This window comes from Sphingobacterium paramultivorum (assembly GCF_014109745.1).
Lineage (GTDB): Bacteria > Bacteroidota > Bacteroidia > Sphingobacteriales > Sphingobacteriaceae > Sphingobacterium > Sphingobacterium paramultivorum.
Map to the genome: position 1 here is coordinate 1,770,839 of NZ_CP058555.1, position 26,292 is coordinate 1,797,130.

A 26,292-nucleotide genomic window follows, 5' to 3' on the forward strand; every position below is an offset into this window, starting at 1 on the left:
TAATTGTTTTGTTAAAATGTGTTAAAGATCGTTAAAATTATTTGTACGCTAGTATATTTGCTCCGCAATGAAAGCGGTTATTACCATACTCCTTTTCCTATGCTTCTTATTTATCAGAAGCAGTAATAGCCATGCTGTGCTCATTGAATCCGATCGACCAGCTGTTAGTTTTATGTTTCAGCATAATCATGCTGATGTGCAGAAGTATATTGATGCATCGGTTGATCACATAGATCCGCTATTTTATGGTAATATACACAGTGATAATCCCGTTATAGAGGAGTTTGATGCCGAGAATTTTCAATTGACTAAGGATTTGCAGGTAACGTCTCAATTTGTTGCGCTGCTGCTTTTTGCAATTGTCCTTTTTGTTTTTGTTTTTCGATTTGCAAAGAAGATTCCTTTTTGCAATTTCATAGCCTATCTTTTCCCTCAAAGATATGTTCTTCAACAAAACTGGAGAATCTAAAACATACCCTTCGAAATTTCATATGCTTTGGTGGATATCTTAAGGGATGCTCCATTGAGTTGTAATCGATTTGTACAATCTATTAACAAGTCGGAAGGACCATAAGCCAAAGTAGAGGTTATTTCACCAACCAGCACAACAAACAATCAAACTTATTTTTTTAATTAGACGCTTACAAATGAAAAGAGTATTTATGCTCGCTAGTTTGGCTATTAGCTTATGCCAAATCGGGTGTACTTCCAAAAAGGAAGAAAAGGAAGAAAAAGAGAAATTTACAGCGACCTCTCCGGTACAAATGGATACAACTATCCGTAAGGATTTTGTCTCCCAGATTAGATCTTTCCGAAATATTGAGCTTCGGGCTCAAGAGAAGGGCTATCTTGAGCAGATTTTCGTGGATGAAGGACAATTTGTCCATAAAGGGCAACTACTTTTTCGGATTATGCCGAAGATGTATGAGGCCGAATACCGCAAATCTTCTGCAGAAGTTAATGTAGCGGAAATTGAAGTTCAAAATACAAAAACATTAGCTGATAAAAATGTTGTATCGCCCAACGAACTCGCTATGGCTAAAGCGAAGCTTGAGCAAGCCAAAGCTGAGGCAGCGATTGCAAAATTACATCTCTCCTTTACAGAAATCAGGGCACCTTTTGATGGAACGATTGATCGGATTCCATTGAAATTGGGAAGTTTGGTGGATGAAGGCGAATTATTGACAAGTCTGTCCGATAATAGTGAGATGTTGGTTTATTTCAATGTTTCCGAACCAGAATATTTAAGTTATCAAACTAACGTGAGTAAACGCGGGGATACCCATGTGGGCCTCTTACTTGCCAATAATGAGCTATTTGCTCAAAATGGTCTTGTAGAGACCATAGAAAGTGAATTTAACAGTGAAACAGGAAATATTGCTTTTAGAGCGAAATTTCCCAACCCAAACCGTCTATTAAAACATGGCGAGAGTGGCAAAGTGGTGATGAACTTTCCGTTGAAACAGGTTTTAATTATTCCACAGAAAGCGACATACGAAATGCAGGACCGTAAATATGTGTATGTAGTCGATAAGGATGGTAAATTAAAAGCTCGTCATATCACAATTGGTAACTCCCTACCAGATCTGTATGTGGTAACGAGCGGACTTCAAAAAGATGATAAATTTTTGTTGGATGGTATTCAGAAAGCGAAAGAGGATGATAAAATCAGCTACAGCTTTGTGCAACCTAAAGACGCCATTTCAAATTTGAAGTTAAAAACAGAATAGACCCCTTACACTTAAATTACTATGTTTAGTCGTTTTATAAATAGACCAGTACTTTCGATCGTTATATCACTGATCATTGTGTTTTTGGGTGTGCTTTCTATGGTACAGCTTCCTGTAACACAATTTCCATCTATATCGCCACCGAAGGTGAATATCACTGCCGAGTATCCTGGAGCAAATGGTGAGTTGATGATTAAATCAGTTATCATACCGCTAGAGCGGGCGATAAATGGGGTTCCGGGCATGAAATACATGGCTTCTGATGCCGGTAACGACGGGGAAGCAAGTATCCAGGTGGTATTCAACCTAGGAACAGATCCGAATCAGGCTTCGTTAAATGTGCAGAACCGTGTGGCTTCTGTGGTCAATAAGCTTCCTCCAATTGTGGTACGTGAGGGGGTGAAGATTACACGTGAAGAATCCAATATGCTCATGTACATCAATCTCTATAGCAAAGACAAAGAGCTTGATGGAAACTTTATGTATAACTATGCGGACATGAATATTGTATCCGAATTACGTCGTGTAGACGGTGTTGGGGTAGCTAATATTCTTGGAACGCGCGAATTAGCGATGCGTATTTGGTTGAAACCAGATCGTATGACAGCTTACAAGATTTCTGCAGAAGAGGTGATGAAAGCCTTATCAGAGCAGAGTTTGGAAGCTTCACCAGGTAAAGCCGGCGAGTCGTCTGGTATGACCTCCCAATCTTTCGAATATGTATTGAAATACCCGGGACGTTTTACGACAACTGAAGGTTATGGCAATATCGTATTACGTGCGGGTGAAAATGGTGAAATGTTACGCTTAAAAGATGTTGCGGACATCAAATTCGGTTCAGCGATGTATGATATCTATTCTACACTGAATGGAAAACCATCCGCAGCGATTGTCTTAAAACAATCCTATGGAAGTAATGCTTCTCAGGTAATCCAAGACGTTAAAAGCAAAATGAAGGAATTGAAGGCATCTTTTCCTAAAGGGCTGGATTACGAAATTAGCTATGACGTTTCAAAATTTTTGGATGCATCCATGGAAAAAGTAGTCCATACTTTATTGGAAGCATTTGTGCTTGTTGCTATTGTCGTTTTTCTATTCTTAGGAGATTGGCGCTCGACGTTGATTCCAACTATTGCAGTGCCGGTTTCATTGGTGGGATCGTTTTTGTTCATGCAGTTTTTTGGAATTACCATCAACTTGATCACCCTATTTGCATTGGTGCTTGCCATTGGTGTGGTTGTGGATGATGCGATTGTGGTTATTGAAGCTGTCCATGCCAAAATGGAAGAGCTTCATATTTCGGCTTATAAGGCGACCAAAAAAGCGATGCATGAAATCAGCGGTGCCATTGTTGCGATCACATTCCTTATGGCGGCGGTTTTTATCCCCGTTGCCTTTATGTCTGGTCCAGTAGGGATATTCTATCGGCAGTTTTCCATTACCATGGCAACATCAATCATCTTATCGGGTGTTGTGGCATTGACACTGACTCCAGCATTATGTGCGATCATGCTGAAGAATAATCATGGCGAGCCAAGAAAGAAATCCATTATCGATAAGTTTCTTGATTCTTTCAATAGATTGTTTGATAAGATGTCCAACAAATATGTTTACTTGTTGAAAGGGATAGTGGATAAACGGGTGTTTACATTTTTAGTATTGATAGGTTTTTGTATTGGAGCCTATTTTTTGAATAATGCTGTTCCTGCAGGTTTTATCCCCAATGAAGACCAGGGGATGATTTATGCTATTATTCAAACGCCGCCAGGGTCGACATTGGAAAGAACCAATCTAGCGGCCCAAACATTGCAAAAAGAAGCTGAAAACATTGATGGTGTACAATCGGTATCGTCGTTAGCTGGTTATGAAATCCTGACTGAAGGAACTGGAGCAAATACAGGTACTTGTTTGATCAACTTGAAAAGCTGGGAAGAACGTAAAGAATCCTCGCAAGAGATTATTGAGCAACTAGAGGCTGCTGCCAAAAATATCCCAGGGGCGTCTATCGAATTTTTCCAACCACCGGCCGTACCGGGCTATGGTGCCGCGGGTGGATTTGAGCTTCGTCTTCTGGACAAAGCCGGTTCTGGTGACTACAAGAAAATGGAAACGGTAAGTAGGGATTTTGTGCGTGAGTTGAATAAGAGACCTGAATTATCATCCGTATTTACCTTCTACAGTGCGAGTTTCCCACAGTATATGTTGCATATAGACAATGATCTGGCGCAACAGAAGGGGGTTACTATTGATAATGCACTGAATACGCTTTCGACTTTGGTTGGTAGTAATTACGAAACGAACTTCATTAAGTATGACCGCCAATATAAAGTTATGGTTCAGGCTTTGCCGCAATACAGGGCTTTGCCGGAAGATATCTTAAAGCTATACGTGAAGAATGAAAAAGATGAGATGGTTCCATTTTCAGCATTTATGCATATGGAAAAGGTTTACGGTCTTTCTGAGATCACCCGACACAATATGTATATGGCGTCCGAAATCTCAGGCTCTGCCGCACCGGGTTACAGTAGTGGTGAAGCAATTCAGGTGATTAATGAAGTCGCCGCTAAAACTTTGCCTCGGGGCTATGGTATTGATTGGGCTGGTATCTCCAAGGATCAGGTAGGGCGCGGAAATCAGGCGATTTATATCTTCTTAATTTGTCTTGGTTTCGTTTATTTGATACTTTCCGCACAATATGAAAGCTTTATTATGCCTTTTGCGGTGTTGCTTTCTTTACCAATCGGGATCTTCGGTGCCTTTCTACTATTGAAGTTATTGGGATTGGAAAACAACATTTATGCACAGGTCGCTTTGGTCATGCTCATAGGTCTACTTGGCAAAAATGCCGTGTTGATTGTTGAGTTTGCCGCTCAGCGGCATTCGCAAGGATTGAGTATCATCGAAGCTGCCTTGGACGGTGCAAAAGTGAGGTTTAGACCTATCTTGATGACATCTTTCGCCTTTATCGCCGGGTTGATTCCTTTAGTTATGGCATCTGGTCCTGGGGCGATAGGTAACCGTACGATCGGTACAGCAGCAGCGGGAGGTATGTTGTTTGGAACAGTGTTCGGTATTTTAGTGATACCAGGCTTGTACTATATCTTTGGAACTATTGCCTCTAGACGTAAGCTTATTAAACACGAGGATGAAAATCCATTAACTGAAGAACTTGATAATAATGACTAATCGCAGAAAAATACAATGGGTCATTGCATTTTCGCTTTCAGCAGCAGTGACGGGATGTAAGGTTCCGAAAGCGACACAAATACAGGAGAATAAATTTGTTCCGCAGCAATTTACAGACGTAGATAAATCTGACACAACGAATTCAGCATCGGTTAAGTGGCGTGAATTTTTTACTGATCCAAATCTAGTTGTATTAATAGATACAGCTTTGAAAAACAATCAGGAACTGAATGTTACTTTGCAGGAGTTGGCAATTGCAAAAAACGATATTCTTTTACGAAAAGGGGCGTTGAAACCTACCGTTGGTTTACGTGCCGGAGGAGGTGTTGAAAAAGTTGGACGATATACCAGTCAGGGGGCGGGTGATGCCAGTACAGAAATTGCTCCTGGAAAGGAAATGCCGGATCCACTGGGAGATTTGACAATTGGTGCGTATGCAAGTTGGGAAATCGACGTTTGGAAAAAACTTAAGGACTCCGAGCAAGCCGCACTCAACCGCTATCTTGCTACTGTAGAGGGGAAAAATTTTGTCTTGAGTAGCCTCATTGCCGAGGTTGCCCGTTCGTATTATGAATTATTGGCATTGGACAATCAGTTGACCATTATCAAACAGAATATCGAGCTACAGGACAATGCGCTTGCGGTAATCCGATTGCAGAAACAGGCTGCTCGTGTAACAGAACTGGCGGTTCAAAAGTTTGAGGCTGAAGTGTTGAAAACCAAAGGTATGGAATTTGAGACGAGGCAGCAGATCAAAGAAACTGAAAACCGTATTAATTTTCTGTTGGGGCGTTTTCCACAAGAGATCAAACGCGACAAAAGCAATTTTGTCGATTTGATCCCGGCGAAGGTTCAAACAGGTATACCGAGCCAATTACTGAGCAATAGACCTGATATTCGTGAGGCAGAGTATGAGCTCGCTGCCGCGAAGTTGGACGTACAGATCGCGCGGAAAGAGTTTTATCCTTCTTTGGAGATTTCGGCGGCTTTGGGTTTACAGGCATTCAAGCCTTCCTATCTATTTAAGATGCCTGAATCAGTTTTATATAATCTAATAGGGGAGCTTGCAGCGCCATTGATAAATAAAAATGGGCTTAAAGCGGAATTTAATACGGCCAACGCGAAACAAATACAGGCGGTATATAATTACGAGAAGACAATTCTGAATGCTTACTTAGAAGTCTCTACACAACTTTCTAATATTGAAAACCTAGGGCGCAGCTACGATTTCAAAACAAAAGAAGTTGAGGTTCTGAATAATTCCGTGTCTGTGTCCAATGATCTCTTTAAATCAGCGAGGGCAGACTATATGGAGGTTTTAATGACACAACGCGATGTGCTGGATTCGAAACTTGAATTGATAGAAACGAAGAAGCAGCAGCTCAATGCTGTTGTCAATATCTATAAAGATTTGGGAGGAGGCTGGAAATAAGTTGTTTGTTTGAATGGACCCCGCTAGGCGGGGTTCTTTTTTTATAAGCCTATGCAAACTTCTTTCTTGTGGAAATAGAATTAATGCTTATTTTTAATCGTTATTTAATCAATCGTATTTGTTTTATGGAATCACAAGAGTACGTTCTTATCAATGATGACGCTGAAAGGGGAGTGTTTTATAAAAAAACTTATCTTCATGTTGCGCTTTCGATTTTAGCATTTATCGTTTTGGAAACTTTGCTGATCAAATTGATCCCTTATGATTTTATCGTTTGGATGGTTAGCGGAAAATTTATTTGGTTGTTTTTATTGGGATGTTTTTGGTTAGGGTCCACACTTTCATCAAGATGGACACTTTCGCAAAGCCGTCAAACCCAGTATCTAGGACTAGCTTTCTATATTGTACTGGAAGCAATCATCTTCCTGCCGATGATTTTTATGGCGGTGTTTATGACCGAAGGAATTAGTGTCATTTATCAAGCAAGTATAATGACTTTGGCATTGTTTACTGGGCTTACTGTCGTTGCATTTGTATCCAATAAAGATTTTTCATTTCTCAGGAATATCCTGGTAATTGGGGGCTTCTTATCCTTGGGGGCAATTGTCGCTGGAGCTATTTTTGGTTTTGAACTTGGATTATGGTTCTCGGTTGCAATGATTGCACTTGCTTCCGGAAGCATACTCTATCAAACTCAAAATCTGAAGTATAGTTACGGCAACGAACAATACGTTGGGGCGGCCCTACAGCTATTTTCATCAATAATGTTGCTATTTTGGTACATTCTACGAATTTTAATGCGCAGAAGATAAATTTTGTTCATTTTAAAAATAAGAAACGGTGGTTAAAGTAAAGTTTATTTTAATCACCGTTTTTTACTTTGTATAGTCTCTATTTTAGTCTATTTTTTAGATTCTTCAACCCTTGATCGAAATCTTTGTTCATATTCATAAATAAATTCATAAAGTTCCATGGATAGGGCGATTTTCCTGAAATACCCCAAGTCACTGAGGTTTGATTAGGCGAGATCTCTTTTAGGATAAAATAACCTTTGGCTGGTTCGCCCATGCCGAAATCGAGGGACGTTTCGATCGTTTCGCCATCGACGATTTTTGTAATAGTCTGTGAACCTTTACCAACTTTCTTACCATCCCAGCTGGATTTATAGCCAACTTGACCATCTACACCCTGTTCAGTTTTTTTCATTTGGGGATCTGAGAGTTGCCATACACCAAAGTTATCTTGGTTCTTAAGCATTTTTACATAGTTGAACACTTCCTGCTTTGGCTTATCGATCGTGATCTCACTTTGGGCCGAGAAGTCTTTACTGACGAAGATCGCTGTAATTAAGGGTATAGCGATGATGATCGCTAAAACAATTAGGATTTTTTTTATAATTTTCATAATCATGTATTTATATAGGTTTTCCTAATAAAGATAAATGATAATTGTGATTTTAACAGGAAAATAAAAGGAAATTATTTGTAAATGAAAAAGCCTTTTCCAATATTGGAAAAGGCTTTTTTGCGAAAGCGCCTAAAACTACTTTAATAGTTCCAAATGCGTGCTGATGCCAATTCTATTCCACGCATTTATGGTAATAATTGCCATAATAATCTGTGCAATCTCCTTTTCTTCAAATATTTCTTTTGCTTTTTGAAAAGTGCTTTCTGTCAATCCCTTTTGATGTATCAATGTGATCTCTTCTGTCATCTCCAACAATATCTGTTCTTCCGTAGTGAATAGATCCGTTTCTCGCCAGGCATTTAATAAAAATATCCGTTGCGGAGTTTCACCATACTTCAACGCATCCTTTGTGTGCATATCTAAGCAAAAAGCACAGCCATTGATCTGTGAAGCACGTATTTTTATGAGTTCCTTTTGAATAGGATTTAAAAAAATATCGTTGAGATATGTTTCCAATCCCATCATCGCCTTATAGGCGGTTGCATCTACTTTTGCAATATTAAATCGTGTGGTCATTGTTTTAAATTTTGATAAGACAAAGTTGCATCAAACATTCAACACAAAAGTTAAACTGGTTTAAGAACGGATATTTTTTACTGATGAATACAATCCAACATGCGATTGACAAACAAATAGATCTGACTAGGCTGATACAATCAGGTAATAGTTATCGGGGTCACGTAGGATAAATTGATCCTTCAGAGAATTCTCATTGTAATGTATATCTTTCTCAATGACTGCATTTAGCAAAGTAGCGTTTTCGAAAATTTGCTGTAAATTGTCTACTCTAAAGAATAATATGAATCCATTCCCTGCATTTATTTGATCGAGCATAGTAGGGTGATCATGTTCACCCCATTTGTGTAAACAGAGAATAACAGTTCCGTTATCCGTGAGAATTTCAAATGTTTCTCCTCCATGTTGACCGGTACAGCCTAAAAGCTTTTGATAGAATTGTGAGCTTTTGGGAACGTTATCCACTGCGATGATTGGTTCTGTCCGTATCATGTTATAGTTGATTTTAATTTACTAAGGTTAATAAAAGAGACTTAGTGATTTCTCTTCCACCAAATCTAATATCATGCGATATGCAGCCACAGAGTTACCGTGTTGATCCAAGGCTGGACTATAGGCCCCTATACCCATTTTATTCGGTACACTTACTGCGATTCCGCCACCAACGCCCGATTTACTCGGAAGTCCCACAGTTCTGGCATATTCGCCACTAAATTCGTACATCCCTGCAATGAGCATTTGCGATTGAACTAACTGGGATAGACTTGGATTATTGTATTGCTTATTTCCATCATAGCGCACACAATGATTGGCAAAAAAGAAACCTATTTTAGCCAGATCCTCTGCGGTTATCTCAATTGAGCACTGTTTAAAATAATTATTTAGTTTATCTTCACCTTCACCATCAATGAGTCCATTGTTGCGCATCAGGTAGAACATACCTCTGTTTCGATTTCCAGTCTCCCGCTCCGAATTATATACGGATTTACTATAATCAATATTTTCATTATTTGTTATAAAACGAATCATATGGAGTATTTTAAGAAAAGGTTCCTCACCTGTTCCTTTAATGAGCGATGTTGTTAAAATGGCGCCGGCGTTCATCATCGGATTGAGCGGTTTGCCCGATGTTTCCAAATTCGCAAAATGATTGAAAGGTTTGTCTGTACCAAAGTACCCCATTTTATCAAAAATATTTTGTTCTCCGTTTTCCAATACAGCAACCATTAATGAAACAATTTTTGAAATACTCTGAATGGTAAATCTTTGTTGTACATCTCCGATACTAACGATTGTTCCATCACTATTTACAACCGAAAGAGCAATGGATGATGCGTTGGCTTTACCCAATTCCGGAATATAATCGGCCACTTTACCTTCTTTGAATGACTGTCTATTTTTATCCAATATTCTATCCAATAATGCCTTATCAATAATCGCGGTTTTAGGACCCTGCTGGTTTTGAATGCTATTTTGAGCAAAGGCTACAGGAATTGATCCGCAACATATCAAGCCAATAATACAGGCTGCCAACCTAAGATTTTTTCTCATTTTTTAATTATTTGTTCGTTCCAAAGATAGGAAACAGTGTATTAAAAAGAAAAGAGGTGCTAAATAAATAACGTTTTAGCACCTCTTCTTAGTAGGTCATCCTTTAGGCTGCATTTGGAGCTGGATCAACATTCCAACCGGAAAGTATTCCGCCATAGAAAAAGAAGGTGACGTAAAAATTCTTTTTGCTCACCTTATCAGTAACGAGGTACTTTTGAGTGACATCATATGCATCTATTTTTTTATATTTAGATAATGCTATCGGGCTGGCAGCAGGGTTTTCTGAGCGGACCAAATCTTGTATCTTTTGGTTGATTAATTTCATAATACCTTCTTTTTTAAAGGGATTATTTTCGATTTTCACGTGCGCCAAACGTGTTAAAGTTCCATTATTTTGAGCTTTTCTCGCTTTCGCAGCAGTTGTATAGGCTCTGAATTTTTCCCTGATCTGAGGATCTTTTAAGCTATGGATGGTAAAAATAGAAATTCCCTGCGCACCATTATTTAGTGCCTCATCCATATCGGCAAATATTTCCTCATTATTTTTAGCCATCAATCCACAATATAGGGTAGTATTTGCACCTTTGTCGCGCACATTTTCTAAGGTACAATCGCTAATAAAGCTTGGATCTTCTGTATAAAAATTGCTGTATACCATCGGAAAAACAACATCTAAATTCCACTTACCCCAATCTTGACGTACCATACGCGAAGCCATTTTGGGGGTCGGAAATGGGGATGCTGCCATTGTTTTGCCATGAGAATGAACAATTTCTGCAATCATATTGGCGATATCTGTTATCTGATCGCAACGAAATTGGCGCCATTTGAGATCTTTCGATGGATCTTTTTGTGCACGAGGGTCATAGCCATATTGTTTTTTAAATTTTTCTATAGCAATGGGATGGTATCCGTAATCCCAAGCGGGATACTCGCGATCTTGGACAATATTATATTTAGGCCAAAGGGTTGTGGGGAGGACAACATCCACATAACGATTGTAGTCAATAGAGATACCCGCCAATCCCTCAACTTCACAATAGGATTCAATTTTCTTTTTGATATATTCTTTTACTCCTGGTACTACAGGCGATAAAAATTTATAATAACCAACGTATGCAGTGGTATCTGCGAGACTTTTTCCGTTGCGATTGACACTGAACCAATCTGGATGCTCTTTAAGTATTTTATCTCTATCATGTTCCAGATTCATCGTCCAAAGCCACGCGATAACTTGGATGCCATATTTTTTTGCAATAGGAATTGCTACACGATACTCATCTGGACTAGCAGCATTTAACATCACGCCATCGATTCCTAGGTAGTTCATCTCACGGCAAATAGAATCAAAGTTTGTTTTGGCGTTGTAATCTAGCCAAGTCCAAAACATGGCAGGTTTTTCCTTGTCTGAGGCGTGAGCGCTTGATACTGAAAAGCTTTGGATCAAAAGAAGCGCAAGACCAATAAAGCATGTTCTGATTAGTTTTTCTTTCATAATATATTTATCGATTCTAAAATGTATTACATATTTAAATGACGAAGTTTTTTCATGAAGTGCAAAATTCATGAAAAGATCAATCTATAGGTTTTAAATTTAGATTGTATTGAAATTCGCCTGTGAAATTACATAAAAAGGTGGAATTTATACCTGATCTTTTTTTAATCAGTTTGATTTTTTTACAGTTATTAAATTTTATTAGAATAACAAAACATTTTTTAAAGCTATGTGTTGTACCTACAACATTAGATTTAGAACGACAAGATTATTAACAATGAGAAGTAAGCTGGGCTACTGGCTAAGAAAAAAATTGTTTAAGTATGAAGAAACGCTATATTCCAATTTCTATTGCATGTTTATTGAGCCATACCTTGGTCAAAGGGCAAGAACCAGGTACTGTACAAGAGAATAAAGTTGATTCTGTGCAACAAAAAAAAGACGACACGACGTATCCCAAGCTTCAGGTGAAAGGTTTGTTTCAGGCCCGTTACCTTGTTAGTGCTACAAAAGATGTTGATGTCAATGGGCTACATCACAGTGATGGTTCAGGTACGGATAACAATTTTATGGTGAAATATATGCGGGTACAGATGCGCGCTCAAATTAGCAAGCGTACTGAAGTTGCCGTATTAGCTAACCTCGCAGATTTCAAAAGCGATCCCAAAACAAAAGTGCTCGAAAATGCCTACTTGAAATATACATTTAGTCCCAAATTGGCAATCACAGTGGGCCAATTTCGTCCTTGGTTTGGCATCGAGGAAACTTACCCTATTGACATCATCAAATCTTTGGACTGGTCGAACCAGTATCTTGAATTCGGTAAATTAGGTTGGGCAAGTTTTCAAATCGGGGTTGCTGCGACAGGCGAGACTACACTAGGTGATATGCCCTTTAGTTATTCCTTATCTGTGGTAAACGGAAACGGGAAGAATCAAGTTGTTGATAACGATAATGGTAAGCAATATGCCACCCGTCTGGTCTTTGGGCTTTCAAAGAAGTATGGTGTTAATTTAGGGCTTAATGGTGGCGTAGGTGATGTGATGAAAAAACAAGTACATGCATTGGGGGTAGATCTAACTGGTAATGTTAGTTTTGGTAAACGATGGAATCTTGATATGCAACTGGAAGCAAAACAGGCGATCAATCATAACCTGTATTATTCTTTGGAAGAAAGTGCGCGAACATCCAAGTTGAGCGACTATTTGGTCCGCGGTATCTATTTTCTACCCAACTTAAGATATGAAGTAAATTATTTCAATCTAAGTGCTTTTGAGCTATCATGTCGGTATGAGTATATTGACCCAAATTACAAACTCAATGCAAATGCGCGTCAAACATATACGCCGATGTTTGGCTTGGAATTTTTAAAAAATTATGGTGCAAGGATACAATTGGGACTTCAATTGGACCGATATAAAAAGCAGACAGAGAATACCAGCGAATTCAACAAAAATTTATTTATTGTTCAAGTACAAAGTCGATTCTAATCTATTAAACTACGTTTATCATGAAAGAAATAAGTATTAAAAATGTTGCCATTACTTTCTTAGTAGCACTCATTTTATGGTTTATCCCAATACCGAAAGGCGTCAGTCCGGAAGCCTGGCATTTATTTGCAATTTTCGCCGCAACCATTCTTGGGATTATTTTAAAAGCGGCTCCTATGGGTACCATGTGTATGATGGCCATTGCGTTTACGGCCCTGACACAAGTATTGGCCCCTGGAGATGCGGGTAAGTCGATTACTAAAGCTTTGACGGGTTTCGGAGATAAGGTAATTTGGTTGATTGGTATCTCATTTTTTATTGCCCGGGGGTTTATTAAAACTGGACTGGGAAATCGAATTGCCTTTCTTTTTATTCGAGTTTTTGGAAAGAGTTCATTAGGGTTAGCTTATGGATTGGGGTTGGCAGATGTTTGTTTAGCTCCGGCGATTCCCAGTAATACAGCCCGAGGGGGAGGGATTATTTATCCCATCATGAAATCGATGGCAATTAGTTTTGATTCTGTTCCAGATAAGCCAGAGACACATCGAAAATTGGGATCCTATCTAACTTTAAATAGTTATTATATGAATCTAATTGCGTCTTCGATGTTTTTGACAGGAACGGCCAGTAATCCAATGTGTCAAAAATTTGCTGCGAACCTAGGAATTGATATTACCTGGATGTCCTGGGCTATTGCTGGATTTATACCTGGTATTGTCGCATTTTTTGTAGTACCGCTTGTTCTTTATAAGTTATATCCACCTGAATTGAAAAAAACAGGTGATGCACCTAAGATGGCGGCGCAGAAATTAAAAGAGATGGGACCAATTTCCAGGAATGAATGGTTAATGCTTTTGGCGTTCTTTATCTTGTTGGCATTATGGATTTTTGGTGGTTCTTTTTCAATTGATGCGACAACTACAGCCTTCATCGGTTTGACGCTACTTTTACTGACCTCTGTATTGACCTGGGAGGATGTTAAAGCCGAAAAAGGAGCATGGGATACGATTGTTTGGTTTGCTGTTTTGGTTATGATGGCCAGTTCTTTAAATGAGCTTGGCTTTATCGGTTGGTTTAGCGACCTGATCAAAGTACAGATTGGTGATTTAAGTTGGCAAATAGCCTTTCCGGTAATCATTCTTGTTTATTTCTTTAGTCACTACATTTTTGCGAGTGCTACCGCCCATGTTGCGGCTATGTATGCGGCCTTGTTGGGGGTTGGTGTTTCTTTGGGTATTCCGCCAATGCTGCTTGCAATGATGCTTGGATTCTTGGGCTCTATCTATGGTGTTTTGACACATTATGGCCATGGCCCTGCACCGGTATTTTTTGGAAGCGGATATGTCGATTTAAAATCATGGTGGCTGCGTGGACTGGAAATTGGTATCGTATTATTGGTGATTTATATGGGTGTCGGTGGATTGTGGATGAAGGTTATAGGCTATTATTAAAATTAAGATCTTATTATGTTATCTACATTATCAAAGAAGATGCTTATGTGTCTGACGGGTTTATTTTTAGCGTTCTTTTTACTGATTCACTTTCTAGGGAACTTACAGCTATTCTTACCGCAGGAACAAGCACATCTACAATTTAATGCCTACTCACATTTTTTGGCAGGCAATATCTTGATCAAAATTATTTCTTACGTACTTTATGCCAGCATTATTTTGCATGCTTTGGACGGATTGATCATTACCGTAAAGAATAAAAAGACCGGTGCCCACTATGTTTCAGATCATCGGGGAAGAGCAAGTAAGTGGTATTCGCGCAATATGGGGATTTTAGGGACCCTGATCCTCATTTTTTTAGTTATCCATTTCCAGAATTTTTGGTACGTGTACAAATTTGGCGCTCCTCCACTTGATGAACGTGGTAACAAGGATTTATATGTGCTTGTAATCGAGGTTTTTCAGCAATGGTGGTATGTTCTTATTTACGTTTTATCGATGGTTGCCCTGTGTTATCATCTTATTCATGGGATTCATAGTGCGATTCGAACTTTAGGCTTATTCCATCCCAAGTTTGTTAAATGGTTTAAGATTATTGGTATCAGCTATTCGGTCATCATCAGCATTGGTTTTGCTTTGATGCCCATTTATATATTTTTTACAGCTAAATAAGGGGGAGAAGTCATGACATTAAATTCAAAAATACCGGATGGACCATTGGATCAAAAATGGACTCGTTATAAAAAGACTGCCAAGCTTGTTAATCCTGCAAATCGTAAAAAACTAGATGTTATCGTTATCGGAACCGGATTGGCGGGTAGCTCCATTGCAGCTTCTCTTGGGGAGATGGGGTATCAGGTAAAATCCTTCTGCTTTCAAGATAGCCCGAGAAGAGCGCATTCTGTGGCTGCTCAAGGTGGTGTAAATGCCGCAAAAAATTATAAAAATGACGGGGACAGTGTTTATCGTATGTTTGTTGATACCCTAAAGGGTGGTGATTTTCGTGCCCGTGAGGCCAATGTATATCGTATGGCCGAATGTTCGCTCAATTTAATCGACCAGGCAGTTGCACAGGGTGTTCCTTTCGGTCGTGAATATGGAGGCTATCTGAACAATCGATCTTTCGGAGGTGTACAAGTAAGTCGTACCTTCTATGCGAGAGGTCAAACTGGACAGCAGCTTCTTTTGGGAGCGTATCAGGCACTTATGCGTCAGGTCGGCAAAGGTGCCGTACAGCTTTTCTCCAGACATGAAATGCTCGACATCGTTGTAATAGATGGAAAGGCCCGTGGCGTTATTGTTCGAAATCTCGATACAGGGGAGCTTGAACGACACGCTGCACATACCGTTATACTAGCAACCGGAGGGTATGGTAAAATTTATTATCTATCGACACTAGCAATGGGCTGTAATGGCTCTGCCATTTGGCGGGCACACAAGAAGGGGGCATTAATGGCCTCCCCGAGCTGGATTCAGATTCATCCGACTTCGTTGCCGCAGTCTGGCGATTATCAGTCTAAATTAACACTAATGTCAGAGTCGTTACGCAATGATGGAAGGATTTGGGTTCCGTTGAAAGAAGATGAGAAGCGGGAACCAAACGCTATTCCTGAGGAAGAGAGAGATTACTATTTAGAACGTCGTTATCCGGCATTTGGTAATCTTGCTCCAAGGGACATTTCATCTCGAGCGGCCAAAGAACGGATTGATGCTGGCTTTGGGATTGGTCCACTTAAAAATGCTGTTTACCTTGATTTTGCGAAAGCTATTAGAGAACAGGGGAAACAGAAAATACAAGAGAAATATGGCAATCTGTTCGATATGTATGAAAAGATTACGGGATATGATGCTTATAAAGAACCAATGATGATTTCACCTTCCGCGCATTTTTCAATGGGGGGATTATGGATAGATTATGAGCTGATGACAAGCCTACCGGGCTTATTTGCCTTAGGTGAGGCTAATTTTGCAGACCACGGTGCAAATAGATTGGGCGCCAATTCCTTACTCCAAGCCTCTGTGGATGGTTATTTTATTGCGCCCTATACGATTGCAAATTATTTGGCAAACGATATTCACACGGGAAAAATTTCTACAGACCATATTGAGTTTGAACGTGCAGAGGTAGGTGTCAGAGCGCAAATTGATCGATTTTTAAAGATTAAAGGCAGTAAAACCGTGGATTATTTTCATAAAACACTGGGTAAAATACTCTATGACTATTGTGGGCTCGCACGCAATGAAAAAGGGCTCCGTCATGCTATTGTAGAGATTAATAGACTGAAGCAAGAGTTTTATAAAAATGTTATTGTTAGTGGTGAAGCCAATACTTTAAATACGGAATTGGAAAAAGCTGGACGTGTAGCCGATTACTTTGAAATTGGAGAATTGATGTGTTATGATGCGTTGACGCGGAACGAATCCTGTGGTGCACATTTCCGGGAGGAATATCAGACTGCAGATGGCGAGGCATTACGGAATGACGCTGAATACCAGTTTATTTCCGCTTGGGCCTGGAAAGGAGAGGGACAAGAACCTGAGCTAATTCGGGAACCATTAATTTTTGAAGAGATACAACCAACTGTAAGGAGCTATAAATAAATAGAACGATTATGGATTTACACCTTAAAATATGGCGGCAAAAAGATCGCAACGCTACAGGAAAATTAGTTACTTACACCTTAACAGATCTCAATCCACATATGTCGTTTTTGGAGATGTTGGATACCCTGAATGAACAGCTTATTACGCATGGAGACGACCCTGTAGAGTTTGACCATGATTGTCGTGAAGGGATCTGTGGACAATGCGGTATGATGATCAATGGCATCGCACATGGACCTCTTAAGCATACAACCACCTGTCAGCTACATTTACGTTCATTCAAAGATAACGATACGATTCTTATTGAACCTTTTCGATCAGCAGCATTTCAGGTTAAAAAGGATTTGAAAGTGGACCGTTCGGCATTTGACCGAATTATTTCTTCTGGGGGATTTGTATCCATCAATACTGGTCAAGCCCCAGATGCTACAGTGATCCCTATTTCTCATGAATTAGCTGAGTCAGCATTTGACTCAGCAGCCTGTATTGGCTGTGGTGCTTGTGTTGCAACGTGTAAAAATGGTAGTGCTGCACTATTTACCTCTGCAAAGATTACCCATATGGCTTTGCTTCCACAGGGAAAAGAAGAGCGCAGTGAACGCGTTTTAAATATGGTGAAGCAAATGGATTTGGAGTCATTTGGTCACTGTACGAATACAGAAGCCTGCGAGGTGGAGTGCCCACAAGGTATATCAGTTTTGAATATAGCGCGCATGAATTTTGAATATAACAAAGCACTATTTTTTAAAAAGAAATAGAGACCAACTGTCGAAAAAAGTGGCACGATTGTTTCTTATATCGGATTTATAATAAAAACTGAAGCCATAAAAAGAGGTGTACGGGATTGTTGAAGGTTACTAACCTTATCCCTGAAAATAGGGATTTGTAAGATTTTATGGTTAATAAATAGGTTTTTGTAGTAATTTTGAAAAAAGAAATTCATTAAAGTTATAGCGATTGATATGAAGTGTAGTAGGTTGTTTGTGGTACTTTTCATTTGTAGTACAATGTTTAGTGTAACCGCATGTAAGGATTTTTCAAACAAAGTCTTGGGGAAAGGCGAGCTGAAGGACACACTTACGGAGAAATTGGTTGTCAAGGAAAAAATACCACATTTGTTGAATAGGTGGGATTCGCTTCAGAAAAATCAGATTCAATTTACAGTAGATAGTTTGCATCCTGTTCCGATCAAACAACAAAAACGTGAACTTAAGGATTCGCTGCGGAAAGCATTTAACACGTATCCAAAACATATCTACCTGACTTTCGATGACGGACCATTGATTGGTAGTGCCTTTATTGATTCTATTGCGAAAGAAAAAAACATTAAAGTGAGTGTATTCTTGATTGGTAAGCACGCTAATATGAGCAAAGGGAGGAAACGTGATCTTGCCCGTTATGAATCCAATCCGCTTATAGCCTGCTATAATCATAGCTATACGCACGCAAACAATCAGTATTCTCGATTTTATAATAATCCCCAAAATGCTTTTGCTGATTTTGAAAAGAATGAAAAAGATCTCAATCTAAAACATAAGATCGTTCGACTTCCGGGCAGGAATATTTGGATATATGATAATGTTCGTAAGATCGACCTTAAAAATGGATCTAGCACCGCCGATCTATTACATAAAAACGGATATACAATTTATGGTTGGGATGTCGAGTGGCGGCTTAATAGCATCACTGGTGCACCTATACAAAGCCAGGAGTCTACTTTGTCACACATTCGGAATTACATGAACAATAAAAGCTCAATGGTGCCTAATAATGTTGTTTTCTTGATGCATGATGATATGTTTCAAACGCAAAAGGGACAGCAGGAGTTGTCTTCTTTAATAGATGCATTGAAAAAAGATGGTTATCAGTTTGAATTTATGCAAGACTATCCGATTAAATATTAAATAGGATTGTTAATTAGCATCAAATCATAATGAAGAGTTTGGTTTATGAAATAACACCAAACTCTTCTGGATAATGGACAGTGCCCTGTATACCTTTTAAGGAATTGTCTGTTAGTTCTTTTATCATACAATTTTCATCAGGAACATCAAATGGAAATTTTATACCATAGACTGATGCAGGTACATATCCAAATTTAGGATAATAGTCTGCATGTCCGAGCACAACTACCGATCCAAAACCTAATTCTATTGCTATCTGATGGGCGCCAAGAATTAATTTACCGCCAATTCCCTTTCCTTGAAACTGAGGTAGCACAGCGACGGGAGCCAAGGCAAGAGAATCGAATGCTTTTTGATTCTCTTTATCAATAATCTGAATCTTTGTCAGGAGGATGTAGCCTGCTATTTCTCCTTCAACTTCTGCCACCATAGAGAGTTGTGGTATAAATTCTGCTGTCTTTCTCAGTTTTTCTACTAAAATGTGCTCTTGATGATCACTAAACTGTTCGTTTTCAAAAGCGAGTCGGATCAGTTCGAATACAATAGTTGGGTCACTTGATTTTTCTTGCATAATTTTAATGTTCATAGTTTTGTTTGTAGATATAAGTATTTCGTTGCTATTAATAAAGCCGTATTTGGCTCCATTGTTTGTACATACATAATTGTTTTTAAAAAATCAATTATAGATCTAATTATAAAGGATAAAGATGCATATTATTATTTTAAAAATTGATAATATACTTTCGATATACTAGAGTTTACTTTTCTTGCAAAAATTTCGTTTAAAGACGAGCTGTTAGCGATTTTTGTACCATGTATCATCCTCATAAGGCTGGATTATATCTGTTCGAAAAATAAGGCTAACCAGTTTGCTTTCTCAAACCGCTTACTTTCAATTGATTAATGTTAAAATGTTAAATAGTGTAAAATTAACACTTGCTTTGTATATTTATTTTCGTATTTTCATGTTAGATAAACAATTATAAACCACTTCTGATAAGACGCCTAAACCGACATGTCTTTAAGAGGTAAAAAAATAACTAATTAAACACAAAATTTAAACAATTAAACAGTTTTTATGATTAACTGCCATTATTTCTCAAATCAATGGAAGAGAGCGTTTTGGACTGGATCATTGTGCTCTTTAGTGGCCCTGAGTCCTCAAATCGTTGATGCTGCAACCCTCGCAAGCCATGGAATTCTCTTTCAACAGGAGCTAAGTGTTTCTGGAACGGTACATGATGAAACAGGAATGCCAATTCCTGGAGTAACAGTATCTGTAAATGGAACGAGCCTAGTAACAAAAACCGACAATCAAGGTAAGTACAAATTGGATAAGGTCCCTATGAATGCGATCATTAATTTTCGTATGGTGGGTAAACAGTCGATGGATGAATCTGTAAAAGGACGGCATGCGATAGATGTCACGCTTTTGAATTCGGAATCCAATCTCGAAGAAGTCGTTGTTGTTGGTTACGGGAAGCAACGTAAAGAGACTGTTACAGGTGCTGTAGCTACTGTCAAGGGAAGTGACCTTGCTCAATCTCCCGCGTTGAACGTTTCCAATGCATTAACAGGACGGGTACCGGGAGTTACAGCGACCAATGGGAGTGCTGAGCCTGGATACGATGGTTCCAATATCAAAATACGGGGTACGAATACATTAGGAAATAGCAGTCCTTTAGTCGTTATTGATGGGGTTCCTGCACGGGAAGGCGGAATCGACCGGATCAATCCCCGCGATATAGAAAATATCTCGGTTTTAAAGGATGCTTCTGCTGCCATTTATGGTGCCCGGGCAGCAAATGGGGTTATTCTTGTGACGACAAGAAGAGGGAAGACAGGAAAGCCTCAGTTTTCTTATACTTTTAATCAAGGGTATTCTCAGCCGACTGTAATACCTAAATTGACCAATGCAGCTCAATTTGCTGAGATCCGTAATGAACTTGAGATCTATAATCTTCCTGTTGAAGAATGGTCTGCGGCTTACACGGCTATCAGTGATAAAGGTAGTTACAATAAGCAAGGTGGCGGAGTATTAGATGCGCCATTTAAACCGGAAGATATCCAAAAGTTCAAGGATGGATCAGATCCTTGGGGACATCCGAATACGGACTGGTATAAGGCAACTTTAAAAGACTGGTCTCCTCAACAACGGCATAACTTGCAAATTAATGGGGGTACCGAGGATGTAAAGTATCTCATGTCTTTGGGGTATCAAAATCAAGATGCCTACTATAAAAATTCGGCTACAGGATATAAACAATATGATTTAAGGATTAATCTAGATGCTAATATCAGCCAGTATATCAAAACACAATTTGGTGTTTTAGGAAGACAGGAAAATCGGAATTTCCCTACTAAGAGTGCTGGTACTGTCTTTAGGATGTTGATGCGGGGAAATCCGACACAACCAGCAATATGGCCTAATGGAATGCCAGGACCAGATATCGAAAATGGCGAAAATCCGGTGGTAATCACCACTAATGCGACAGGCTACGATCACGATAAACGCTACTATTTTCAAACAAATGGGCAGGTTGAGATTACAAATCCATGGATAGATGGCCTTAAATTAACATTGAATGCCTCTGTTGACAAATATGTAAAAAATCAAAAAACATGGGTTACACCCTGGACATTATATTCTTGGCAAGGGGCTTATGAAGCGGATGGTAGTACACCACAACTGGTTCCGGGAAGACGCGGGCCTGCCGATCCAAATTTGAATCAAAGTAATGAAGATCAGTTAAATATCTTACTCGGAGGGATCTTGAGCTTTGACCGAAAATTTGGTGACCATCAAGTGAATGCTATTGCTGGTATTAACAGAGAAACAATCGATAATGATAAATTTAGTGCATATCGTCGCTATTTTCTTTCAAATGCCATCGATTATCTTTTCGCGGGTGGAGAACAGGAAAAAAATAATGACGGATCTGCATGGAAAAGAGCAAGGTTAAATTACTTTGGTCGATTCGGCTATAATTACAAAAGTAAATACATCGCGGAATTTCTGTGGCGTTATGACGGCTCGTATATGTTCCCTGAAAGTGAAAGATTTGGATTTTTCCCAGGTGCTATGGCGGGCTGGGTCGTATCGGAAGAAAATTTCTGGAAGGAAAATGTACCTGTAATTAATTATTTCAAGATACGTGCCTCCTATGGCCAGATGGGGAATGACAACATCTATTATGATGACAAGTTACAAGAATATCAATATTTTTCAACCTATTCTTTTGGAACCTATATCGTCAACGATAAACTAGCCAAGACTCTTTATGAAAGTCGCGTTCCTAACGAAATGATTACTTGGGAGGTCGCCAATAATTATAATCTTGGATTTGACTTTCAGTTTTTGCAAGGAAAGTTAAATTTCGAGTTTGACATCTTTAAAAATCGTCGTAATTCTATTCTATGGCGGAAAAATGCTTCCATACCGCAAAGTACAGGGATGACATTGCCAGCAGAAAATATTGGTAAAGTGGATAATAAGGGCTGGGAGTTTAATTTAGGTTACCGTGGTAAAGTGGGAGATTTGGGCTATACTGTAGGTGTCAATGGTGGTTATGCGAAAAACAAAATTATCTTCTGGGATGAAGCTCCTGGCGCGCCAGCATGGCAACAAAGCACAGGTAAACCTATCAAAACGGATATTTATTATGTTTATGATGGCGTATTTCGCGACATGGAAGACATTGCCAACAATAAGTTGGATTACAGTGCCATTACAAAAACTCTACGTCCAGGAGATATGAAGTATCAAGATTTCAATGGTGATGGAAAAATAACACCAGATGATAAAGTTAGACGCGACAAAAATAGTGATCCTACGTTCCAGGGCGGGTTCAATTTTAGCTTAACCTATAAAGACTTTGATCTATCGGTACTATTTCAGGGAGCTACAGGTGGAGAGATACGTGTAGGCACGGATGAATCGGGTTCTATCGGAAATTTTGTAGAAGAGTTCTACGATAAACGTTGGAGCATTAGTAACCCGAGCAGTGTATACCCCCGTTTGACAGATCGTGGTAATCAATATTATTCCTATAACAACACCTATTGGATGCGCAGTACAGATTATCTAAGGTTGAAAAACGTAGAATTGGGGTATAATTTAGCCTCAAGTATTTGTAGCAAAATTGGTATTGGTTCATTACGTCTCTATGCAAATGGGATGAACCTCATTACTTGGAGTAAGATAAAAATGTACGATCCAGAAGCTGTGAATGCGTTGGGCCAATATTATCCGCAGGCGAGATTGATTAATGTCGGTGCATTATTATCGTTCTAACCAGCTGTTATCGCAAGAACTTAACTAAGAAAAAAAATGAAAAAAATTAAGAATATATCCCTTATACTACTTGTACTTTCTGCTTCATTACAAGCTTGTAATGACGATTTTGTAAGCACAAAGCCACTCAGTGAAGTGCCACAGGAGATCGTTTGGTCGGATGCTGGGTTGTCTGAGGCTTTCGTGACAGAAATCTATAACGGTTTTGGAGTAGGAGGCTTTTATGAACAGGAAATGGCATCCATGACAGACGAGGCTTTATTTACACACCCTAACCGCGGAATAAATACTGTCACCGAATCTCGATCAAATCCAGCTGATCAAGGCTATATAATGGATACTTATGAATATGGACGTATGTATACGCGTATACGGGCAACAAATATCGCCATTGCTAATTTAAGCTCACCCAAGTTTGACAAAGCAAAGGCTGACAAGCTTTTAGGCGAGGCTTATTTCCTACGTGGGTATTATTATCAACAGCTGTTACGTTTTTATGGAGGTATACCAATTGATAATAAGATCTATACATTGAATGATAAAGACTATATGGTGCCAAGAAACAGCTATGAGGAGTGTGTCAATGCGATCGTGAAGGATCTCGATAGTGCAGCTCTTTTGCTAAAGGGTATTTCATCGGCAAAGGGACGTGCAAATGAAACCGCTGTATTGGCCTTAAAGTCAAGAGTGCTATTATATGCTGCCAGTGACCTCCATGATGGAAGTAAAGCAAAAGCAAAATCTACCTTATTAGCAGGATATAAAAATCCAGAGTATTTAATGTATACCAATGGTAGTCAAATGGAACGCTGGACTAAAGCAAAAACTGCAGCAAAAGCCGTATTGGATCATACAGAATTCGCCTATAAGTTAGACTTGACTCAACCAGCGTCACCTAGTGAGGGAACGGCCAACTATATGGCTGTATCATTAGGAGGGGGTAGTAAGACCGTTGATTTTACAGCTGGAAAAGATATAATTTTAGGTCGATTCTTTATTGATGAAAAAGATGAGCGAGGTGGTTGGGTAGGACGTGACAATGGGCCAAATGGTTATCACAACTGGGCAGGAAATACACCGATTCAGCTATTGGTAGACGACTATGAGACTAGTAATGGCCAAAAATTTGATTGGTCCAATCCTTCTATGGCCGCAAGCCCTTATCAAAACCGCGACCCACGTTTAAAGGCAACGATTTTATATGATGGTGCAGATTGGAAGCCTAGGACAGCAGATGTTGCTGAAAGAGATAAGGCAAATCAAATTCAAACTGGACAATACGAAGTAATTAATGCGAAAGGACAGAAGGTTATTCAATTTGGTCTCGATACAAGAAAGAGTCCAATTGAAGACTGGAATGGTTCGAGGACGGGGTATTATATTCGTAAATTTACAGATCCAGATCCTACAATGGAAGATCAAAATACACGACAACGTATTCCTTGGCCAATGTTTCGCTATACGGAAGCGATATTGAACTATGTAGAAGCATGTATTGAATTAGGGGAAGAGAATGAAGCGAAAATATGGTTAAATAAAATCCGATTCAGAGCAGGAATGCCAGCAATATCCACAAGCGAAACGGGTACAGCATTAAAAGCACGCTATAGAAACGAGCGCCGTATCGAATTGGCCTACGAAGAGCACCGCTTCTTTGACGCTAGACGTTGGATGATAGCTGCAGAAACTATAGGTCGTAAGGCAAATATTATAAATATCACGGGAACCCTTAAGGCTGGTAAAAATGTGACTCTTTACCAATATAATCCAGAGAATTACACTTATACCTATGCTGTTTCAAATATAGATCCAGGAATTGAAAATAGAAGTTGGGACGACAAGATGTATTTTACCTCTATAAACAGAGATGAGATAAACCGAAATACTAAACTAATTCAAAATCCAGGTTATTAATACTGAAAAGCCCTTCTTTAATAGTAAGAAGGGCTTTTTAAAGGATTAATTTTTCCTTTGAGTAATATTAGGCAATAAGCCTGTAACTATTCCAATTAGTGGAAGATAAGCACAGATGTTGAATACATATTCAATTGAAGTACGATCTGCGAGCCAGCCCAACACAGCTGATCCAATGCCCCCCATGCCAAAAGCAAAACCAAAAAATAAGCCTGCAATCATCCCAACCTTTCCGGGGATAAGCTCCGTTGCATAAACCAAGATAGCTGAAAATGCCGAGGAGATGATCAAACCGATTATAATAGCAAGGACAATGGTTAGTCCAAGACCTACATGAGGTAATAACAAAGTGAAAGGTGCTGCTCCAAGAATAGACACCCAAATAATTAGCTTACGACCATATCGGTCTCCCAAGGGACCACCCAATATGGTTCCGGCGGCAACAGAAGCAAGAAATATAAATAAGTAAATCTGAGATTCCTGGACCGAAACATGGAATTTATTGATCAAATAGAAGGTGAAGTAGCTGGTCATCGAAGCCATGTAAAAATACTTGGAAAAAATGAGTACCAATAAAATCACAAGTGCAAATATCACTTTTGATTTTGGCAGGTCAGCTTTTAAAGCACTAACAGAAGTTGTTTGTGTCTTAGGCTTGAGGTGTATTTGATACCAATTACCGACATAAGTAAGAATCATAACGGCTACAATGGCCAATACGCCAAACACACCGATGTATTGTTGCCCCAAAGGGATCACAATAAGCGCTACAAGAAGGGGACCTATTGCACCACCAGCATTACCGCCGACTTGAAAGATAGACTGTGCGAGCCCCTTTTTGCCTCCGGAAGCTAAATGGGCAACTCGAGATGCTTCTGGATGAAATATAGACGAACCCATCCCAATAAGGCTTACAGAAAGGAGAATGTAGATAAAGTTTGACGCAAATGAAATGCATATCAAACCGGCTAAAGAGAAAAACATCCCCACGGCAAGTGACCGAGGTGTAGGGTTTTTATCTGTATACAAACCAACGAAGGGCTGCAAAATAGAGGCGGTAAGTTGAAAAACCAATGTTATAATACCAATTTGCGTAAAACTAAGGGCATAATTTGATTTTAACATGGGATACACTGCTGGGATGACAGATTGAATCAAGTCATTAAGCAAGTGTGAAAGACTAATCGCAAATAAAATCGGATAGACGGTTTCGGAACTTTTCCAAGATCCACTCGGGTTTAGTGATTGTGTTTTCATA

Annotated in this window: 20 protein-coding genes; 13 read left to right on the forward strand and 7 right to left on the reverse strand. The window is 39.2% G+C overall.

The features are described 5' to 3' along the window. Positions 1-67 precede the first annotated feature (67 nt). From HS960_RS07675 to HS960_RS07695, 5 genes are all read left to right on the forward strand, one after another. Positions 68-469 (forward strand): hypothetical protein, encoded by a 402-nt coding sequence (locus tag HS960_RS07675; RefSeq protein ID WP_153847331.1) that lies wholly within the window; start codon positions 68-70, stop codon positions 467-469. A 178-nt stretch (positions 470-647) separates the two neighbouring features. Continuing rightward, positions 648-1,730: an efflux RND transporter periplasmic adaptor subunit gene (locus HS960_RS07680; RefSeq protein WP_145326753.1), complete on the forward strand. Its 1,083-nt coding sequence runs from the start codon at positions 648-650 to the stop codon at positions 1,728-1,730. A gap of 21 nt (positions 1,731-1,751) precedes the next feature. Beyond that, positions 1,752-4,916, forward strand: coding sequence for an efflux RND transporter permease subunit (locus HS960_RS07685; protein WP_182332026.1), 3,165 nt, complete (start codon positions 1,752-1,754; stop codon positions 4,914-4,916). Further along, positions 4,909-6,348, forward strand: a complete 1,440-nt coding sequence (locus HS960_RS07690) for a TolC family protein (RefSeq protein WP_153847329.1) — start codon at positions 4,909-4,911, stop codon at positions 6,346-6,348. The genes HS960_RS07685 and HS960_RS07690 overlap by 8 nt, the downstream gene beginning before the upstream one ends. A 125-nt stretch (positions 6,349-6,473) precedes the next feature. Next, the gene (locus HS960_RS07695) at positions 6,474-7,160 is read left to right on the forward strand and encodes a Bax inhibitor-1/YccA family protein (protein ID WP_182332028.1); all 687 of its coding nucleotides are present in this window, start codon (positions 6,474-6,476) and stop codon (positions 7,158-7,160) included. Positions 7,161-7,239: 79 nt separating this feature from the next. Here HS960_RS07695 and HS960_RS07700 read toward each other — a convergent pair whose 3' ends face one another. The 5 genes from HS960_RS07700 to HS960_RS07720 all read right to left on the reverse strand — a co-directional run bounded on the left by HS960_RS07700 (position 7,240) and on the right by HS960_RS07720 (position 11,377). Beyond that, positions 7,240-7,752 carry an SRPBCC family protein gene (locus HS960_RS07700; protein WP_153847327.1) on the reverse strand — a complete coding sequence of 171 codons (513 nt, stop codon included), beginning with the start codon at positions 7,750-7,752 and terminating at the stop codon, positions 7,240-7,242. A gap of 138 nt (positions 7,753-7,890) precedes the next feature. After that, on the reverse strand, positions 7,891-8,331 hold the full coding sequence (locus tag HS960_RS07705) for a carboxymuconolactone decarboxylase family protein (RefSeq protein ID WP_153847326.1): 441 nt from the start codon (positions 8,329-8,331) through the stop codon (positions 7,891-7,893). A 126-nt stretch (positions 8,332-8,457) separates the two neighbouring features. Then, the gene (locus HS960_RS07710; protein WP_153847325.1) at positions 8,458-8,823 is read right to left on the reverse strand and encodes a VOC family protein; all 366 of its coding nucleotides are present in this window, start codon (positions 8,821-8,823) and stop codon (positions 8,458-8,460) included. A gap of 27 nt (positions 8,824-8,850) precedes the next feature. After that, complete coding sequence (gene glsA, locus HS960_RS07715) at positions 8,851-9,882, reverse strand: glutaminase A (protein ID WP_153847324.1); 1,032 nt, start codon at positions 9,880-9,882, stop codon at positions 8,851-8,853. A 103-nt stretch (positions 9,883-9,985) separates the two neighbouring features. Then, positions 9,986-11,377: a glycoside hydrolase family 10 protein gene (locus tag HS960_RS07720; RefSeq protein ID WP_200845518.1), complete on the reverse strand. Its 1,392-nt coding sequence runs from the start codon at positions 11,375-11,377 to the stop codon at positions 9,986-9,988. 323 nt (positions 11,378-11,700) lie between these two features. On the opposite strand from HS960_RS07720, the gene HS960_RS07725 reads away from it, so the two are divergent. The 6 genes from HS960_RS07725 to HS960_RS07750 all read left to right on the forward strand — a co-directional run bounded on the left by HS960_RS07725 (position 11,701) and on the right by HS960_RS07750 (position 18,826). Next, a complete protein-coding gene (locus HS960_RS07725) occupies positions 11,701-12,867 on the forward strand; it encodes a porin (protein ID WP_153847323.1) in 1,167 nt (388 codons plus the stop codon). Between the two features lie 20 nt (positions 12,868-12,887). Then, on the forward strand, positions 12,888-14,318 hold the full coding sequence (locus tag HS960_RS07730) for an anion permease (RefSeq protein WP_075992653.1): 1,431 nt from the start codon (positions 12,888-12,890) through the stop codon (positions 14,316-14,318). Between the two features lie 15 nt (positions 14,319-14,333). Continuing rightward, on the forward strand, positions 14,334-14,990 hold the full coding sequence (locus HS960_RS07735; RefSeq protein ID WP_153847322.1) for a succinate dehydrogenase cytochrome b subunit: 657 nt from the start codon (positions 14,334-14,336) through the stop codon (positions 14,988-14,990). 12 nt (positions 14,991-15,002) lie between these two features. Then, entirely contained in the window at positions 15,003-16,919 is a 1,917-nt protein-coding gene (locus HS960_RS07740; protein ID WP_153847321.1) for a fumarate reductase/succinate dehydrogenase flavoprotein subunit, read from the forward strand. Positions 16,920-16,930: 11 nt separating this feature from the next. Then, complete coding sequence (locus HS960_RS07745) at positions 16,931-17,680, forward strand: succinate dehydrogenase/fumarate reductase iron-sulfur subunit (protein ID WP_075992650.1); 750 nt, start codon at positions 16,931-16,933, stop codon at positions 17,678-17,680. Between the two features lie 249 nt (positions 17,681-17,929). Further along, positions 17,930-18,826 (forward strand): polysaccharide deacetylase family protein, encoded by an 897-nt coding sequence (locus HS960_RS07750; protein ID WP_153847320.1) that lies wholly within the window; start codon positions 17,930-17,932, stop codon positions 18,824-18,826. Positions 18,827-18,869: 43 nt separating this feature from the next. Here the strand turns inward: HS960_RS07750 and HS960_RS07755 are convergent, their stop codons facing one another. After that, positions 18,870-19,412: a GNAT family N-acetyltransferase gene (locus tag HS960_RS07755; RefSeq protein ID WP_182332030.1), complete on the reverse strand. Its 543-nt coding sequence runs from the start codon at positions 19,410-19,412 to the stop codon at positions 18,870-18,872. A gap of 492 nt (positions 19,413-19,904) precedes the next feature. Here HS960_RS07755 and HS960_RS07760 point away from each other — a divergent pair, with 492 nt between their 5' ends. Together HS960_RS07760 and HS960_RS07765 are read left to right on the forward strand one after the other, a co-directional pair. Beyond that, entirely contained in the window at positions 19,905-23,120 is a 3,216-nt protein-coding gene (locus HS960_RS07760; protein WP_153847319.1) for a SusC/RagA family TonB-linked outer membrane protein, read from the forward strand. Between the two features lie 36 nt (positions 23,121-23,156). Continuing rightward, positions 23,157-25,034, forward strand: a complete 1,878-nt coding sequence (locus HS960_RS07765; RefSeq protein WP_153847318.1) for a RagB/SusD family nutrient uptake outer membrane protein — start codon at positions 23,157-23,159, stop codon at positions 25,032-25,034. 45 nt (positions 25,035-25,079) lie between these two features. On the opposite strand, the gene HS960_RS07770 is transcribed toward HS960_RS07765, so the two are convergent. Further along, the gene (locus HS960_RS07770; protein WP_153847317.1) at positions 25,080-26,291 is read right to left on the reverse strand and encodes an MFS transporter; all 1,212 of its coding nucleotides are present in this window, start codon (positions 26,289-26,291) and stop codon (positions 25,080-25,082) included. Position 26,292: the final 1 nt, after the last annotated feature.